The following is a 16,871-nucleotide window of genomic DNA, read 5'->3' as shown; positions in this document are numbered from 1 at the left end:
CGGCATGTCGTCGGTGAACATGCCGGAGATCAGATCAGGGATTCTGACGAACCATCAAGAGGTCGTCAGCACGATCTTCCCGAAGAGGTCCCCCGAGGCGATCTTCTCGAAGCCCTCGCGCGCCCGGTCGAGCGGCAGCACCTCGTCGATCACGGGCCGCACCCCGGTGGCCGCGCAGAACGCCAGCAGGTCCTCCAGCTCCTCCTTGGTGCCCATGGTCGAGCCGACCACCTTCAGCTCCAGGAAGAAGATCCGGGTCAGCTCGGCGTGCGCGGGCCGGTCGCCGCTGGTGGCGCCCGAGATCACCAGGGTGCCGCCGGGCTTCAGTGACTTGACCGAGTGCGACCAGGTGGCGGCGCCGACGGTCTCGATCACCGCGTCCACCCGCTGCGGCAGCCGCGCGCCCGGCTCGTACGCCTCCAGGGCGCCCAGCTCCACGGCCCGCTCGCGCTTGGCCTCGTCCCGGCTGGTCGCGAAGACCCGCAGCCCGGCGGCCTTGCCGAGCACGATCGCGGCGGTCGCGACGCCTCCGCCCGCACCCTGCACGAGAACGGAGTCGCCGGGGCGGACGCCCGCGTTGGCGAAGAGCATGCGGTACGCGGTGAGCCAGGCGGTCGGCAGACAGGCGGCCTCGGCGAAGCTCAGCTCCTTGGGCTTGGGCAGTACGTTCCAGGTCGGCACGGCGACCTGCTCGGCGAAGGTGCCCTGGTACTTCTCGGTGAGGATGGAGCGGCCCTCGGCGGGGCCCACGCCGTGACCGGTCTGGCCGATGACAGAGTGCAGGACGACCTCGTTGCCGTCGCTGTCGACGCCGGCCGCGTCGCAGCCCAGGATCATCGGCAGCTTGTCCTCGCCCAGGCCGACCCCGCGCAGCGACCACAGGTCGTGGTGGTTGAGCGAGGCCGCCCGGACGTCGATGAGGGACCAGCCCGGGCGTACCTCGGGAGCGGGGCGCTCCCCCAACTCCAGACCGGAGAGCGGCTGGTCACGGTCGATGCGTGCGGCGTAGGCGGCGAACATGGCCCCGACGATAGGGGCGCCCGCGCCCCGCCCGGAACCGCCCCCGGGTGTGACACGCCGCACCTTGCCCTGCGCCCGGCGAATCCCGGGGGTTGCCCGCGCCCCGGGGGGCTGTGCGACTGCGGACGGGGCTGCGTACCTGCCTGCGGACCGTGGAGGGTTACTCACGCAGTTCCCCGCGCCCCTGGGTGCGTACCTGCCTGCGGACCGTGGAGGGTTACTCACGCAGTTCCCCGCGCCCCTGGGTGCGTACCCGTCTGCGGACCGTCGTGGGTTACTCACGCAGTTCCCCGCGCCCCTAGGTGCGTACCCGTCTGCAGACCGCGGTGGGCTGGTCGCGCAGTTCCCCGCGCCCCTGGGGGGCGCGTCGTCGCCGGGGCGGTTGCCTCGGGCACGGGCTTTTAGGGGCGCGGGGAACTGCGCGACCAGCCACCCACGGTCCGCAGACGCAGGCCGACCGGCAGAGCCGGGACCGAAGGCGGGGCGCAGCCCGGTGGGGCGAGGGCGCAGCCCGGGGTGGGGCGTGGCCCGGCAGGGCGGGGCGCAGCCCGGCGGGGGGTGCTGCCCGGCGGGGGGTGCTGCTGCGGGTTGCGGTGGCGCGGCAGCACCCCCGTACCGTCACCGCCGAGCCACACCCTCCACCCGCGCCGCCGCCGCGACCGCCGCGGTGACGGCCGGCGCGACCCGCTCGTCGAACGGCGACGGGATCACGTAGTCCGCGGCCAGGTCGTCCCCGACCACATCCGCCAGCGCGTTCGCCGCCGCGATCTTCATCCCCTCGGTGATCCGGGAGGCCCGCACCTGGAGGGCGCCCGCGAAGATCCCCGGGAACGCCAGCACGTTGTTGATCTGGTTCGGGTAGTCCGAACGGCCCGTGGCGACCACCGACGCGTACTTGTGCGCGATGTCCGGGTGGACCTCCGGGTTCGGGTTGGCCATGGCGAACACGAACGCGCCCGGCGCCATCGAGGCCACCGCGGCCTCCGGGACCGTACCGCCGGAGACGCCGATGAAGACGTCCGCCCCGGCCAGCGCGGTCTCCAGGGAGCCGGAAAGACCCGCCTTGTTGGTGATCGACGCGAGCTCGCGCTTGACGTCGGTCAGGTCCGTACGGTCCCGGCTGACGATGCCCTTGCGGTCCGCGACCGCCACGTCGCCGAGCCCCGCCTCCAGGAGGAACTTGGCGATGGCCACGCCCGCCGCCCCGGCGCCCGAGATCACGCCGCGCAGCTCGCCGAGCGTGCGCCCGGTGAGCTTCGCCGCGTTGCGCAGCGCCGCGAGGGTGACCACGGCGGTGCCGTGCTGGTCGTCGTGGAAGACCGGGATGTCCAGGGCTTCCTGGAGCCGCCGCTCGATCTCGAAGCAGCGCGGCGCGGAGATGTCCTCGAGGTTCACTCCGCCGAAGGACGGCGCCAGGCGCACGACCGTCTCGATGATCTCGTCCGTGTCGGTGGTCGCGAGCGCGATGGGCACCGCGTCGACCCCGCCGAACTGCTTGAAGAGGATGGCTTTGCCCTCCATCACGGGGAGGGACGCCTCGGGGCCGATGTCACCCAGCCCGAGCACGGCCGTACCGTCCGTGACCACGGCGACGACCTGGGACTTCCAGGTGTAGTCGTGGACCAGTTCCGGGTTCTCAGCGATCGCGGTGCACACCTTCGCGACGCCGGGCGTGTAGGCCAGGGACAGGTCGTCCCGGTCCCGGATGGGCACGGTGGCCTGCACGGCCATCTTGCCGCCCCGGTGCAGGGCGAAGGCCGGATCGAAGGGCTCCTCCGAGGAGGCTCCGTCGGTACTGCTGTCGCTGCGAGGATTGACGATCTCCGCTGCCATGTTGATTTGACCCCTTAAGTCTTCATCAGTTGAGGGTGGCCACTCCTTGTTGAGGAGGGGTGGGTGGGCACCACGTACGTGCCCCGCGGAAGCGGTTGGCCCGCCCCACGGGGAGGAGGTACGTACGCGCGGGCACGCCGCACAACGCGCCCTGAGCCCCGGATGAGGGGTGTAAGGATCCTTCTTACCGGACGGAGGGGTGCGCCGAGTAGTCCATTTCGACTGCGGAACGCCGTGGTGACACGACTCATAGCGGCATGTCGGGACAAGTGAGCTATGCGGCCTGAAACGTGTCCACAACGCGAGATGAACCGCAGATTTTCCGGCCGCCGGAAGGGAAATCCGCACATGGTCCGGCCTTGGTGGACCGGCCCGTTCGGGTTCGGGGGTGACCCGTTATCCGATTTTGACATGCGCGCCCCCCTGAATCCGCAGGTCCGAATGGCAAGATGCCGACACAACACGGTCGTGTCGCCCAAGGACGGGCACCGCGGCCCACTGTTCACTCACTGGCCACTCCATCACCCGCCGGAGGAACCCGACCATGACCGCAAGCACCACCCGTCGTACGACCGCCGCCTCGTCCCGGATTGCCGCGGTCGGCGCGATCGCGGTCGCCGGCGCCCTTCTGCTCACCGGCTGCGGAGACCAGACGAAGAGCAAGGACAGCGGCGGTGCCAGCTCCGCGGGTACCAGCAAGGCCCCGCTCTTCTCGAAGCTGCCCAAGACCATTCAGGACAAGGGCGTCATCAAGGTCGGCTCGGACATCGCGTACGCGCCGGTCGAATTCAAGGACAAGGACGGCAAGACCGCCGGTATCGACCCGGATCTCGCCGACGCCATGGGCAAGCAGCTGGGCGTGAAGTTCCAGTTCGAGAACGGCACCTTCGACACCCTGGTCACCGGTCTGCGCGCCAAGCGGTACGACATGGCCATGTCGGCCATGACGGACACCAAGGACCGCCAGAACGGCGTCGACTCGGAGACGAAGAAGAAGGTCGGCGAGGGCGCCGACTTCGTGGACTACTTCACCGCCGGTGTGTCGATCTACACTGCGAAGGGCAAGGACCAGGGCATCAAGACCTGGGACGACCTCTGTGGCAAGAAGATCGTGGTGCAGCGCGGCACGGTCTCCGAGGACCTCGCCAAGAAGCAGTCCGAGAAGTGCGGCGACAAGGGCAAGATCTCGATCGAGGCCTTCGACACCGACCAGCAGGCCCAGACCCGGCTGCGCTCCGGCGGCGCCGACGCCGGCTCCTCCGACTTCCCGGTCGCCGCGTACGCGGTGAAGACCTCGGGCGGCGGCAAGGACTTCCAGATCGTCGGCGAGCAGGTCGAGGCCGCTCCGTACGGCATCGCGGTCGCCAAGGACAACACCCAGCTGCGCGACGCCCTCAAGGAGGCGCTCGACGCGATCATCAAGAGCGGCGACTACGACAAGGTCATCGCGAAGTGGGGCGTCGAGGCCGGCGCCGTGAAGGAAGCCAAGATCAACGGCGGCGTCTGAACCTCCCCGCTCCAGGCGCGCTCCGCCCCGTCCCCGGGCGGAGGGCCTGAAGGCTTCTGAAAGGCAACACCCGTGACTGTTGACGTCAACAAGACGGAGCCGGCGGACACCCCGCCTCCCGCCGCTCCGGAGAGCATCAAGGCGATCCCGGTCCGCCATTACGGCCGGTACGTCTCCGCCGTGATCGCGATCGCCCTGCTCGCCGCGATCATCTACGCGTTCGCCCAGGGCAAGATCAACTGGGGCGCCATCCCGGACTACTTCTTCGACGACCGCATCATCGACGGTGTCGGCCAGACCCTGCTGCTGACCGTCCTGTCCATGGCGATCGGCATCGTCGGCGGCATCATGCTCGCGGTGATGCGCCTGTCGAAGAACCCGGTGACGTCCTCCATCGCCTGGTTCTACATCTGGTTCTTCCGGGGCACCCCGGTCCTGGTCCAGCTGATGGTCTGGTTCAACCTGGGCCTGGTCTTCGAGTACATCAACCTCGGGCCGATCTACAAGGACTACTGGTCCTCGTTCATGACGCCGCTGCTCACGGCGCTGCTCGGGCTCGGCCTGAACGAGGCCGCGTACATGGCGGAGATCTGCCGCGCCGGTCTGCTCGCGGTCGACGAGGGCCAGACCGAGGCCGCCCACGCGCTGGGCATGAGCCACGGCAAGACGCTGCGCCGGATCGTGATCCCGCAGGCGATGCGCGTGATCGTGCCGCCGACGGGCAACGAGGTCATCAACATGCTGAAGACCACCTCGCTGGTCTCGGCGGTGCAGTTCTACGAGCTGCTGCGGCAGGCCCAGGACATCGGCCAGACCTCCGGCGCCTCGGTCGAGATGCTGTTCCTGGCCGCCACCTGGTACCTGATCCTGACCACGGTGTTCTCGATCGGCCAGTACTACCTGGAGCGGTACTACGCGCGCGGTTCCACGCGTGCGCTGCCGCCCACTCCGTTCCAGCGGGTCCAGGCCACCCTGACCTCGCTCCGCAGCACCCCCAAGGTGGTGAGCTGATGACCGCCATGGTGAAGTCCGAAGGCGTGCACAAGTCCTACGGCGCCGTCGAGGTCCTCAAGGGCATCGACCTGGAGGTGGCCGAGGGCGAGGTGTTCTGCCTGATCGGCCCGTCCGGCTCCGGCAAGTCGACCTTCCTGCGGTGCATCAACCACCTGGAGAAGATCAACGCCGGGCGGCTGTCCGTCGACGGCGAGCTCGTCGGCTACCGCCAGAAGGGCGACAAGCTCTACGAGCTGAAGGACAGCGAGGTCGCGCTCAAGCGCCGTGACATCGGCATGGTCTTCCAGCGCTTCAACCTGTTCCCGCACATGACGGCGCTGGAGAACGTCATGGAGGCGCCGATCCAGGTCAGGGGCGAGGCCAAGGCGGTGGTGCGCGAGCGCGCCGAGAAGCTGCTCGACCGCGTCGGCCTGGCCGACAAGGCGCGCAACTACCCCTCGCAGCTCTCCGGCGGCCAGCAGCAGCGTGTGGCGATCGCCCGCGCGCTGGCCATGGAGCCGAAGCTGATGCTCTTCGACGAGCCGACGTCCGCGCTCGACCCGGAGCTGGTCGGTGACGTCCTGGACGTCATGCGGGGCCTGGCCGAGGACGGCATGACCATGATCGTGGTGACCCACGAGATGGGCTTCGCCCGCGAGGTCGGCGACTCGCTGGTGTTCATGGACGGCGGTGTGGTGGTCGAGTCCGGCAACCCGCGTGACGTCCTGACCAACCCGCAGCACGACCGGACGAAGTCGTTCCTGTCGAAGGTGCTGTAGAGGCCGACAAGCCAGGAGTAGTCACGAAAGGGGCGGTACGGGTCGAGTCGGCCCGTACCGCCCCTTTCGCCATTGGCCGACTTCGTACCGGCCGCGCACCCGCCTCGTACCCGCCGGAGACGTCCACGTAATACCCTCGAAGCGCGCCCAGCCGTTACTGATGCCGCAACTGCCGCTGTAAGGATCACACGTGGAACTGGCCTATTACTCGGACTACGCCGTGCGCCTGGTCAACACCGAGGAGCCGGCCCGGGGCAAGGACTCCCTGACGTCCGTCGAGGTGATCCGCGAGCTCTTCACCTCGGAGTCGACGACGGCCCGCCGGGCGACGGAGGCGGACGTACCGCGCCTGCGGGCGGTCCGGGCGCGGCTGCGCGCGGTCTTCGAGGCGGCGGACGCGGGCGAGGAGGTCCAGGCGGTGGACCTGCTCAACTCCCTCCTCCTGGAGTTCCCGGTCAGCCCGCAGATCTCTGGGCACGACCACCGGGACGAGGACGGCAGCCCGCTGTGGCACATGCACCTCGCGGACCACACCTCGAACGCCACTGCGGGCTACGCGGCGCTGGCCTCCATGGGCCTGGCGTTCCATCTGACGGAGTACGGGGTCGACCGCCTCGGCCTGTGCCAGGCGGCCCCGTGCCGCAACGCCTACCTCGACACCTCCACCAACCGCTCCCGTCGCTACTGCTCCGACCGGTGCGCGACCCGGGCGAACGTGGCCGCCTACCGGGCGCGCAAGCGCCTGGAGACCGACCGGTCCGCGAACACCGGCCGCAGCGCCGAGACCGCCCAGGACAGCAGCACCCCGACCGAGCGCTGACGCCCGCGCGTCAGCGGCCGGTAGCGGGCGCGCACCCGCCCGAGCACCAGCTCGCCGGGGACGGCGCCGAAGGCCCGGCTGTCGACGACCTCGTCGTCCGGGTTGTCCCCGAGCACCCACCAGCCGCCCTCGCGCAGCTCGATCAGCCGTTTGACGATGAGCAGATCCTGCTGGAGCGGATGCCGCAGCACCGCGATGTCCCCCGCCCGGAACTCGCTCCCGTAGTGCACGAGCAGCTGATCCCCGTGGAGCAGCGTCGGCACCATGGAGGTCCCGGTCACCTCCGCGATCCCCAACGGCACCCTCGGCTCCCGCCCCTGATCCGTCATCCGCCACCCACCTCCCGGTACCCGGTGCACTCCCACGGTACGTTCCGCCACGAGTCCCATGGTGACCCTGGACTTTTGTCCTAAGCCCCCGGGGGCACTCGCGAAATCGCGTCTTCCACCGAGTAATGTCCCACCTGAGAAGACGATCACGAGGAAGGACAGCTGAATGCTTTCCCGCCTGTTTGCCCCCAAGGTGAAGGTCAGCGCCCACTGCGACCTCCCCTGCGGCGTGTACGACCCGGCCCAGGCCCGTATCGAGGCCGAGTCGGTCAAGGCCGTGCAGGAGAAGTTCCAGGCCAACGAGGACCCGCACTTCCGTGCGCGTGCCGTGGTCATCAAGGAGCAGCGCGCGGAGCTCGCCAAGCACCACGTCTCGGTGCTCTGGAGCGACTACTTCAAGCCCCCGCACTTCGAGAAGTACCCCCAGCTGCACCAGCTGGTCAACGACACCCTGAAGGCCCTCTCGGCCGCCAAGGCGTCGACGGACCCGAAGACGGGCGAGAAGGCGCTGGAGCTCATCGCCGAGATCGACCGGATCTTCTGGGAGACGAAGAAGGCTTGATCTTCGATCATGCCGTTTGACCTGCGGTTTCCTTGACCCCTTGGTCTTCCGGTCCGCACCCGGTCCGCAGGCCGCCGAGCACGGCGTCCATGACGGACCGGGTGCGGTCTTCTTCGCCCGGCCACAGGTGCGCGTAGATCCGCAGCGTGATGACGGCGGACGCGTACCCGAGGACGAGCTGCACCTGCTTGACGCTCGCGCCGCCGGCGATGAGCGCGGAGGCGAAGAAGTTGCGCAGGTCGTGGGCCACCATGTGGGACAGCTCGACGGGCTTGCGGCCCTCGCGCGCGGCCGCCTCGTTCTCCGCCTTCTGCAGCTCCTTATGAGCGCAGTTCCATTCGGTCTTCCAACGGCGGTAGTTGAGCGGTTCCCCCTCCTCCATCGTGAACAGCCACTCCTTGGAGGGTCGTGCGGCAAGGTGCGTGAGGAGTGCGTCGGTGACGACCTCGCCGACCGGGACCGTACCCAGCTACTCCCGCGTCAGCGGCCCGGCCGCCGGCACCGTCGCCAGCCACACCGCCCGCACCCTGACCGACCTCGCCGACCACGTCGGCACCGAGCAACAGCATCGCGACGCCCTGGTGCGCTGGGATCCCGAGAAGTACAGGCGCGTCCACGCCCTCACCCACGCCGACCTGGGCGACAGCCTTGCCGCCCAGGCCCGCGCCGACGAGGCCGTCGCTGCCTGGTCCCAGGCCCTGACCCTGATGGAGGGCATGACCTCCGACCGGACCCGCAGGGCCATCACCTCGCTCCGCTCCACCCTCTCCATCTACCAGCGCCGCAAAGTGCCCGGAGCCGCCGAACTCGCCCGCCGCGCACGCGAAGCACTGGCCTAAGCTGCCACCAACCGGCCGACGAAGGGACACCAGCCGTGGCTCAGCGGACCACCGACGACCAGCCCAAAGCCCTGCCGCCCGCCCTCGAATCCATGACCCTGCTGGTCGCCGCCGTCATCGTCCACGACAAGGCCACCAACCGCGTCGTACTCCTCCAACGCAGTCAGAACGCCAAGTTCGCCCAGGGCATGTGGGACCTCCCCGTCGGCAAGAGCGAACCCGGCGAGCCCATCACAGAGACGGCAGTGCGGGAGCTGTACGAGGAGACAGGACTGACCGTGAAGCCCGAGTCCCTGAAGGTCGCCCACATCATCCACGGCGCCTGGGGCGTCGAAGCCCCCAACGGCTTCCTCACCGTCGTCTTTACCGCCCACGAGTGGTCCGGCGAACCCGAAAACCGCGAACCCCGCAAGCACGCCCAGGTCCGCTGGGTCGACGCCAACGCCATCCCCGCGGAGTTCGTGGACACCACCGCCAGTGCCCTCCACCGCTACCTCGCAGGCGGTCCGGAAGTCTCCCTCGAGGGCTGGGGATAGAGGCGTCGACGCGGCTCGACCCGTTACCAGAGCGCGCTCTCCTACTCCCTACCCGTACTCAACAGCCAAGTCGGGCCGTTGATGATGCCCTCACCCTACGGAGGAAGGCATCACTCGCGGGGTGCCGACGGCTCTCCAACGGCTGTGACTACCTTGCCGCCAGCCAGGACAACGTGATCTACCTGGCCACAGTCATGTTCCTGCTGCACCGAGCCGCGAGAGCCTGCGGACCTTTCAGACACCCTCGATCCGGAATGCATGCGATGCGGACAAGTTCCAGAAAGCGTTCGCAGGGCAGCGAGCTATGCGGTAGACACGTGCGGTTGAGACTTGTAGTGATCGGACTAGGGGATGTGCGTGTCGAACTCAGCCAAGCGAGGAGGCGCTGCAGCACTTAGCGTCGTGGTAGCTGCTGCAAGCGGGGTCGCGACCAACGCAGCAACGAGCAAGCCCACTTGGGGTTGGTGCATAGCACTCGTGGTGCTCGTGGTGGTAGGGGCTGGGCTTCAGATATATCTAACCCTGCGACCGAACCAGGATGGACCAGCGCCCGTGGCAGCACAGGGTCCCGCATCGGTGGCAATCGGTGGGTCATCGCGAGGGAAGATAAAAACCCAGTCGAGTGGCACTGCATCACCCTCTAGTACGCCGAGTAATGGAATTATTGCACAGGGCCCAGGGTCCGTTGCCATTGGAGGAGACAATGAATCCTCTATCGAAACTGATGCATAAACAAGCACAGGGACAGTGACCGATGCGCACCTCAAAGACAATAGCGAGCGCCACCGGAGCCGCAGCTGTCGGCAATGATAACAACGGCTATATTTTTACCGGACCAGTCACTTTTCAGAATGGGGCCGACCACAGAAGAGGATGGAATTTACCTCATTCCCTACCACCCGAAATTCCCGACTTTACAGCTCGCCATCGAGAGATCTCCGAGATAGAGATCGGAATCTCCTCAATAAATCGAATGGCCATACTGGTGACGGGTAAGCCAGGTGTCGGAAAGACGTCCCTAGCCCTACACGTGGTTTACAAGGTGGCCGCTCAGTACGAGGACGGCGCGCTCTATGCGGACCTCCGAGGGATCGACAGTAATCCAGCACTTCCCGAGGAAATTATGGGTCGGTTTCTCGCAGGAGTGGGGGTCGCCGAAGACGAGATCCCGGCAAGTAATGATGCAAGGCTGGACCGATATAGGCGCGAGTTCGCCAGTCGCAGAGTAGTAATAATCCTGGACAACGCTGGCAGCGAAGCTCAGGTGCGCCCTCTAATCCCTCCAGGGGGTGAAGCCCTTGTACTAGTCACCAGCAGGTCTAATCTGAGTGGACTGGAGGCCGTTCATCACCTCTTCCTTGATGTTTTCGATGACGATTCGTCTCTGACTTTCCTCCGTAATACCGTCGGGGCTGGTGTTGTAGATCGGGATATTTCTGGTGCGCGCACGGTTGGGGCCATGTGTGGCCATTTGCCGCTCGCTCTCCGGATCGCAGGAAATCGGTTACGAACAGCAACAATGACCGAATTAGTGGAGGAGCTCGCTGATCAGCGAAGCCGACTAGGTGCCCTGGAAGCGGGCGACCTTGCGATTCGTGCGGCCTTCAATCTGTCTTTTCGCAATCTAGGAAAGATTGCCCGAAACTCACTGAAGCGACTTTCATTGGTACCAGGAGGAGACTTCGGCACTTCCCTGTGCGCCGCATTGAATGACTCAGACGAGCGAAGCGCAAGAAGTGTACTCCGGAAGCTATCTGAAGCGAATTTGATTGAGGCATCCCCGCGCGCAGGCCGATATCGGTTTCACGACCTAATCAGGCTCTATGCCCAAGAGCAGTTCGAGGCTGACTCACACAAGAAGACCGCGGCTGCATCTTCTCGAATGCTTGACTGGTTGTCCTACTCGGCACTGAAGGCCAACCTTACGCTGAATGGACAGATCGGAAGATTTGAATTCCCTTCCGTACCTGTGGCCGAGATTAGTTCAATCGAGGAGGCGGCTGCCTGGATTGCAGACGAGGCTGCAAACGCCTCAGCGACAATCGATTTACTACTCAAATCCAGCGATCCAGACAGAGCGAAGGCCCTTGCCACCCAACTCTCTCTCGCATGTGAAGTCGTTGGGGATTGGCAGGCATGGGAGGACGTGGTAAATCGAGCAATCCCCATCACGGAATCGCACCCTGACCCACTATTCGATGTTTCTATACTTAGCTCTAAGGCGAATCTTCTGCGCTATCGACGAGAGTTTCAGCCAGCCCTGAATTTGGCATGTAGGATCTATCCCAGGGCGCAAGAGGCGCAAAACAAGATGCTCGTCGCTAACGCCGCAAAACTCCTCGGCTGTCTGCGTATGGACGTGGGGGATGCAGCAGGTGCACTGCCGCTCCTAGAAGAGAGCCTGTCCCTGAATAGGGAACTTGGACTGAACCATGAAATCGGAAAAGCCCTCTATAACTTGGGGACGGTACATCGAGCTTCTGGGCACGCTCACGAGGCAATTGTACACTTTAAACAGGATCTAGAAATATGCATCGAGGCTGACGATATGTCCGGTGCGGCCGAAACGATGAATACGCTTGCGTTAACCCACATGGAGATTGGTGAATTTTCCAAATCTGAGAGGTACCAGCGTGAAGCGCTGAAGATATTTGAGGGTATCGGGAATCCTCACAAGGTGAGCATGGTTTGTAATGACCTTGCTATTAGCCTGAGGCATCAAGGTAAGGTGCAAGACGCGCTGAGCCTCCACCTGGAGGACATCGAGCGATCTTGCGCATCCGGAAATGTATCCGGGGAAGCTCTCGCGAAAGCAAACGCGGCAGTTCTTATGGTGGAGCTCGACAGAGACGAGGAGGCTGAGCGACTGTTCGAGCAGGCCGTTTCGGTGCTCAGCGCCCTGGGGGATGAACTCCGACTTGCTCGTACTCTGCTGGGGCAAGTACCAATGCTCTTCAAGGGAGGAAAGGTAGACCTTGCCTTAAATGGGGCCAACAAGGCAATCGAGGTATTCCTCAAGCATGGAGAAGTCAGAGACGCCGTCAGTGCCCACGAGGGCCTGGCACTCGCATTTAAGGAAACAGGCGAAAGCGATCGAGCTCTTTTTCATGCGGAAGAGGCTTTGCGAATCGGAGATGGCGTTGTATCTCCGTATCTTCAAGGGACTTCATACCTCACAGCAATGATCATATGCGAAGATTCGAACCGACCTGACCTCGTCGCAAGATATGTAACCGAGTTGCGCGCAATCGCTAATAAGTACCCCCAGATGATGTCGCATCTCCGGAAAGAATACGAGGGCGAAGGGTGGGATGTCCCCAACGATTCGATTGGCGATGAAGCGGCAGAATAGGACTGCCGGAATGGCCCCATAGCGCCGCATTCTCAGATGCCCTCTTGGGCCAATACTGTGTGGGACTTCACCAGTCCCGCTCAGTATTAGGCGCTCGATAATCTACGTCAGCGCGTGCAGGCGTGCCTGTAGCGTCAACCAACCTGAACCCGGCCGGTTCACCTTGCCCCGACGAGCGGGGTGAACCCGCACGAAGGCTCGCAGAGCACCATTGAGGTCGCTTCTATGGGCGACGTTCCTCCGCGGCCGTGTCCAGGGTTTGATCCGCGTCGTTAGTGACACCGGATCCCTCACCGCGTAGAGGGCTAGGGCCCCCGCCACGACTAGAGCCTCGCCGAGGTCCAGTACGCCGGACTGTGGGCCACCGCTCAGCTGCAGCGCGATTGGCCTCGTCCAGGGAATCGCTGCCTTGCGTGCGGTAGGCCCGCATGACGCCGGCGACGAACTCGGGTGACAGATCGGCATGGACCACGAGGGCCGCGAGCAGGTGAGAGCGGTTGACGTTCTCGCCAGCGGCGAGTCCTGCTGCAACCAGTTGGTCAAGGCGGTCGTTGACGGCATCCGGCCATGCGATGAGGGTATTGCGGCGTTCCGCGCGCCACAGCAGTTCCATCCTGCACCCTCTCTGGCGGCTCATCTAGATTCAATATATATTGTGCCCATGGTCACTACATTGCAAGCCCGACCACAGATCCGCCAGGCGGAAGACTGCGATCCGCCTGCCACCGTGCGGATCGCCGGGCGCGTGCTGAAGCCCACGCCGGTGTTCGACACTTATTGGCGGTTCGCGGCTGCACGGCACCAGGTGTATCTGGCGCGCCTGGGGGAGGTCTCGGCGTCGGCGGTATCGGACCCCGTGCTCGTCCAGCACAGGTTCACCAATTGCTTCCGGGCCGCTGATCGGGTCAGCCAGTACCTGATCGGCCAGGTGTCATATCGCGGCGACCAAACGTGGCGGGAAGTGTTCTTCCGCACGTTGTTGTTCAAGGTCTTCAACAAGGTTCAGACCTGGCAGTTGCTCGAAGAGCACCTGGGTGAGATCACGTGGCAAGGCTACGACTACGGGGCCGTGAACGAGGTGCTGTCACGGGCGTTCACGTCGGGTGCACGCCTGTATTCCGCCGCATACATCACACCGCCGCCGCATCTAGGGGAGCAGCGCAAGCATCGCAATCACCTGCGCCTGGTCGAAATGATGATGAAACAGGGGGCGCCCGAGCAGGTGCAAGAGGCTGCCTCGATGCGCGAGGCATACGAGGTGCTGTTGGGCTTTCCGGCGCTCGGCCCGTTCCTTGCCTACCAGTATCTGATCGACCTCAACTACGCGGCCGGGCTGTCCTTCTCCGAGATGGACTTCGTCGTCCCCGGACCGGGTGCTCGCGATGGCATCCGGAAGTGCTTTGGCGCCAACGCTAGCGGCATCGAGGCAGAGGTCATCCGCTACATGGCGGACAGCCAGGAGGAGCACTTCACTCGCCTCGGCCTCACCTTCACGGGACTGCGCGGGCGCCCCTTGCAGCTGATTGACTGTCAGAACCTGTTCTGCGAGGTTGACAAGTACGCACGCGTCGTCCACCCGGACATCGCGGGCATCAGCGGCCGCAGCCGCATCAAGCAGCTGTACCGTCCCGACAGCGCCCCACTGACCGCCTGGTTCCCGCCCAAGTGGGGCCTCAACCCGTAAGTCTTTCAGGTCAGTTGACGGATATGCCCGTACCGTTCAGGCGGCCAGGCGGGCCTGGCCTCGCAGTACCGGCCGCAGGGCCGTGATGTCGCCCTCGATCTGGGCGTGCCCGGCGATTACCGTCAGCGCGCCGGGGCGCACCTCGGCGTGCTCTGCCAGGTAGGCCAGAAGCCGCCCCAGACCCAGGTAGTTACCGTAGGCGCGGGCCACCATGTAGTGGCTGCGGTAGAGGGCTACGGCGTGCAGGACCCGGTTGCGGTCCAGTTGGAACGAGCAGTGGCTCAGACACGGAAAGCCGCGCAACCCGTTGTCCTTCCCGGCGGCGTGTACCGGCGCGGCCCAAGTGTCTGTGTCCGCGTCGACATCGTGGTCGCCGCCTGTGAGGTCGGAAGCCGCCGGGTCGTCGGGATGAGCGATGTCCATCTCGTACGCCGCAGTCATCGGTCCCCTGCCCGCAGCCTGGCGGCGTATCCGGTCGATGAGCGCGGTCAGTTGGTCCACAGGACCATGCTCCCCTGGGTAGGCCACGATGCGTCCGAAGTAGGTGCCGGTCGCATTTCCACGGTCGATGCGGCACAGCCTCGGATACATAGCCCGGTACCGGCGCACCAACTCTTCCGGGGTGCGGGAGACGGCCGCGAGCTCGGCGGGGAAGAGAGTGTTGGCCACCGTTTCGATCAGCGTGTAGCCCCGCTCCTTGCGCATTTGGTCGAACTCGGCTCGCACCTGCGGATCCTCGGCCGCAGCGTTACCGATGCGAACCAGGGTGTGCAGGGCGTCTCGCTTCGGATTGCCGGGTACGTCGAGTTTCCGGCATGCCTCTTGCCAGGCCAGCGACGTGTTCGCCTTGTCAACGATAAAGAGGGACATCTCCGTGCTCCTGACGTTAGAGGTGTACCAGGGGGGAGCTGTGCGAAGGAGAACGACTCGAACAGGAGCCGCAGATCAGGCGGGCCACAGGCTCTGGACCCCGACGCGTGGGGCCTGGCGCTCCAGGGTGAAGGCCAGCAGTTCGTCGGCTCCGGGGATGTGCACGGTGACCGAGGCGCTTCCGGTGAACGCATCGGTGACATCAGCAGATCCAGCAGCCGGGGCATCGCCCAGGGAGAGCTGCCCAGGCGCATCTTCGGAGACCTGCAGCGCGAGCGGCAGGGACTCGAATCTCGCCCCGGTGTTGCCAAGGATCAGCAGGTCGCCGGCATCGACGCGGACGGTGGTGCCGTGTGTGCCGGTGTTGATCAGGTGAACGTGGGTCTTCCCGGGCACCGTGCCGCCCGCGAGGTCCGCTTTGATGGAGGCGGGCTTGACCCGCAGCCATTCCGTCTTCTGTGCCCGTGCCAGCAGCCGCAGCCGGTGGAGGTGGTTCACCGTCCCGGCGTAGGAGGTACCCAGGATGCGGGCGATCCGATAGGCGTGCTCAGGGACCAGCGGACGGCGCACCCCGATCTGGGCCAGCGCGGCCTGGACAGCAGGCAGTGGCATCAGGAACCAGGCCGCGAACGCCTCCGCCACCTTCTCTTCGTCCGGCCAGGACCCATCCCCCCACATGCGGGCACGGTCCAGCTCCTCGTCCAGCGCCGTGCCGTGCCCGGCCCTGTGGTGCCCCAACTCGTGTGCTGCGGTGTGCCGCTGGGCCACGATGTCCAGGTTGGCGTTGAGCAGCACGGCGGGCCCGTTGTCCCGAGGCGCCGCATACACCCCGAACAGTCGTGGCATGGGGCGCGCCATCCCAACCACGTCGGCACGCCGGAGTGCGCCGTACACGTCCACGTACCCGTTGCGGTCGACAGCCAGGTCGCGGTGTGCTTTCACCGCCTCCATCGCGGCGACCTTGTGAGCGACGTCCCAGTTCACTCCCCGCGCTCCTGCTCCTGCTCGCCAGCCCGCCGGAACTTCAAGAATTCGGCGAAGCTGAGCACTTCCTCCCAGTCGCCGTCGGTCAAGCCGACCAGGGCCCGCGGCAGCCCGGCCAGGGCGTGCTCCCCCAGGTCTGCCTCCTCCTCCTTGGCGAGGAAGTAGGACACCGGCCGCATGTACAGGCGTGCGAGCTTCTTCAGCTCAAGGCTGTCTACCCGGCGTGAGCCGCGCTCGATGTCACTGACCGCCGATCGGGGGATGCCGGTCATGTCGGAGACGTGCTGCTGCGACATGCCCAGGTAGTCGCGGGTGTTGCGAAGGCGCTCTCCAAGCAGTTCGAGCTCTGGGTCGCGGCCGCGGAGTGCGGCAGGTTCGGGGGTCATGACTTTCGCCTCTCGTTGATCACGTTCAAGATGGTGGTGGCGAAGGTGCGCACCGACCGGGTGGAGCGAGCCGCCTCCTCGTCGGCGGGGACGCTGATGCCGTAGCGCTCCTCGACGCGGGTCAGGATCTCGACGATGAGGATGGAGTCGACGGGCAGCTCCTCGCCGGCCTCCTCCAGTTCCATCCGCAGCTCATCGGGTTCTCGGTCCTGTAGTTCGGCCAGGAACTCCACGACCACGGTGACGATGTCCTCCAGGGACGGCTCGATCGCGTTCAGGAGACTCTCCCGTCTGTCTGATTTTCCAGCATCGCTGCTCTACTATACGACACGGGGTCGGGATTCCCGACTCGCATGCTGGGTTTTCCGACAGGAGGA

15 protein-coding genes and 2 pseudogenes are annotated in these 16,871 nt (G+C 65.6%); 9 read left to right on the top strand and 8 right to left on the bottom strand.

All coding sequences use genetic code 11. The annotated features are described in order from the left end of the window. Positions 1 to 54 precede the first annotated feature (54 nt). Both ABZ404_RS06825 and ABZ404_RS06820 read right to left on the bottom strand, forming a co-directional pair. Positions 55 to 1,020 carry a zinc-binding dehydrogenase gene (locus tag ABZ404_RS06825; RefSeq protein ID WP_358836630.1) on the bottom strand — a complete coding sequence of 322 codons (966 nt, stop codon included), beginning with the start codon at positions 1,018 to 1,020 and terminating at the stop codon, positions 55 to 57. Positions 1,021 to 1,638: 618 nt separating this feature from the next. Then, a complete protein-coding gene (locus tag ABZ404_RS06820; RefSeq protein WP_358833078.1) occupies positions 1,639 to 2,853 on the bottom strand; it encodes an NADP-dependent malic enzyme in 1,215 nt (404 codons plus the stop codon). A gap of 544 nt (positions 2,854 to 3,397) precedes the next feature. On the opposite strand from ABZ404_RS06820, the gene ABZ404_RS06815 reads away from it, so the two are divergent. The 4 genes from ABZ404_RS06815 (at position 3,398) to ABZ404_RS06800 (ending at position 6,952) form a co-directional block, all read left to right on the top strand. Beyond that, positions 3,398 to 4,360, top strand: a complete 963-nt coding sequence (locus ABZ404_RS06815) for an ABC transporter substrate-binding protein (protein WP_358833077.1) — start codon at positions 3,398 to 3,400, stop codon at positions 4,358 to 4,360. Positions 4,361 to 4,432: 72 nt separating this feature from the next. Beyond that, positions 4,433 to 5,371 (top strand): amino acid ABC transporter permease, encoded by a 939-nt coding sequence (locus ABZ404_RS06810; protein ID WP_358833076.1) that lies wholly within the window; start codon positions 4,433 to 4,435, stop codon positions 5,369 to 5,371. Then, positions 5,371 to 6,132, top strand: coding sequence for an amino acid ABC transporter ATP-binding protein (locus ABZ404_RS06805; RefSeq protein WP_358833075.1), 762 nt, complete (start codon positions 5,371 to 5,373; stop codon positions 6,130 to 6,132). Before ABZ404_RS06810 ends, ABZ404_RS06805 begins: the two co-directional genes overlap by 1 nt. Before the next feature lie 190 nt (positions 6,133 to 6,322). Next, positions 6,323 to 6,952, top strand: a complete 630-nt coding sequence (locus ABZ404_RS06800) for a CGNR zinc finger domain-containing protein (protein WP_358833074.1) — start codon at positions 6,323 to 6,325, stop codon at positions 6,950 to 6,952. Here ABZ404_RS06800 and sodX read toward each other — a convergent pair. Continuing rightward, positions 6,856 to 7,281, bottom strand: coding sequence for a nickel-type superoxide dismutase maturation protease (sodX, locus tag ABZ404_RS06795; protein ID WP_358833073.1), 426 nt, complete (start codon positions 7,279 to 7,281; stop codon positions 6,856 to 6,858). The two genes, ABZ404_RS06800 and sodX, sit on opposite strands and share 97 nt — an antisense overlap. Positions 7,282 to 7,447: 166 nt before the next feature. On the opposite strand from sodX, the gene sodN reads away from it, so the two are divergent. Beyond that, positions 7,448 to 7,843 (top strand): superoxide dismutase, Ni, encoded by a 396-nt coding sequence (gene sodN, locus ABZ404_RS06790; protein WP_067163856.1) that lies wholly within the window; start codon positions 7,448 to 7,450, stop codon positions 7,841 to 7,843. A gap of 7 nt (positions 7,844 to 7,850) precedes the next feature. Here the strand turns inward: sodN and ABZ404_RS06785 are convergent. After that, positions 7,851 to 8,306 (bottom strand): annotated as a pseudogene (locus tag ABZ404_RS06785) (tyrosine-type recombinase/integrase); the annotation flags it as partial. Position 8,307: 1 nt separating this feature from the next. Between ABZ404_RS06785 and ABZ404_RS06780 the strand changes: the two are divergent. From ABZ404_RS06780 to ABZ404_RS06765, 4 genes and pseudogenes are all read left to right on the top strand, one after another. Next, a pseudogene (locus ABZ404_RS06780) lies at positions 8,308 to 8,682 on the top strand (tetratricopeptide repeat protein); the annotation flags it as partial. Between the two features lie 35 nt (positions 8,683 to 8,717). Then, positions 8,718 to 9,218: an NUDIX domain-containing protein gene (locus ABZ404_RS06775; RefSeq protein WP_358833072.1), complete on the top strand. Its 501-nt coding sequence runs from the start codon at positions 8,718 to 8,720 to the stop codon at positions 9,216 to 9,218. A 754-nt stretch (positions 9,219 to 9,972) separates the two neighbouring features. Next, complete coding sequence (locus ABZ404_RS06770) at positions 9,973 to 12,570, top strand: tetratricopeptide repeat protein (RefSeq protein WP_358833071.1); 2,598 nt, start codon at positions 9,973 to 9,975, stop codon at positions 12,568 to 12,570. A 463-nt stretch (positions 12,571 to 13,033) separates the two neighbouring features. After that, positions 13,034 to 14,254, top strand: a complete 1,221-nt coding sequence (locus ABZ404_RS06765) for a nucleotide kinase domain-containing protein (RefSeq protein WP_358833070.1) — start codon at positions 13,034 to 13,036, stop codon at positions 14,252 to 14,254. 36 nt (positions 14,255 to 14,290) lie between these two features. Here ABZ404_RS06765 and ABZ404_RS06760 read toward each other — a convergent pair whose 3' ends face one another. The 4 genes from ABZ404_RS06760 to ABZ404_RS06745 all read right to left on the bottom strand — a co-directional run bounded on the left by ABZ404_RS06760 (position 14,291) and on the right by ABZ404_RS06745 (position 16,733). Next, the gene (locus ABZ404_RS06760; RefSeq protein ID WP_358833069.1) at positions 14,291 to 15,124 is read right to left on the bottom strand and encodes a hypothetical protein; all 834 of its coding nucleotides are present in this window, start codon (positions 15,122 to 15,124) and stop codon (positions 14,291 to 14,293) included. Between the two features lie 75 nt (positions 15,125 to 15,199). After that, positions 15,200 to 16,108 (bottom strand): ImmA/IrrE family metallo-endopeptidase, encoded by a 909-nt coding sequence (locus tag ABZ404_RS06755; protein WP_358833068.1) that lies wholly within the window; start codon positions 16,106 to 16,108, stop codon positions 15,200 to 15,202. Continuing rightward, complete coding sequence (locus tag ABZ404_RS06750) at positions 16,105 to 16,494, bottom strand: helix-turn-helix transcriptional regulator (RefSeq protein ID WP_186285320.1); 390 nt, start codon at positions 16,492 to 16,494, stop codon at positions 16,105 to 16,107. The genes ABZ404_RS06755 and ABZ404_RS06750 overlap by 4 nt, the downstream gene beginning before the upstream one ends. Next, positions 16,491 to 16,733 carry an acyl carrier protein gene (locus ABZ404_RS06745; protein WP_358833067.1) on the bottom strand — a complete coding sequence of 81 codons (243 nt, stop codon included), beginning with the start codon at positions 16,731 to 16,733 and terminating at the stop codon, positions 16,491 to 16,493. The genes ABZ404_RS06750 and ABZ404_RS06745 overlap by 4 nt, the downstream gene beginning before the upstream one ends. Positions 16,734 to 16,871 lie beyond the last annotated feature (138 nt).

This window comes from Streptomyces sp. NPDC005878 (genome assembly GCF_040629815.1).
GTDB lineage: Bacteria > Actinomycetota > Actinomycetes > Streptomycetales > Streptomycetaceae > Streptomyces.
The sequence above is the reverse complement of the archived record's forward strand: the minus strand, read 5'-3'. Positions and strand labels throughout refer to the sequence as shown.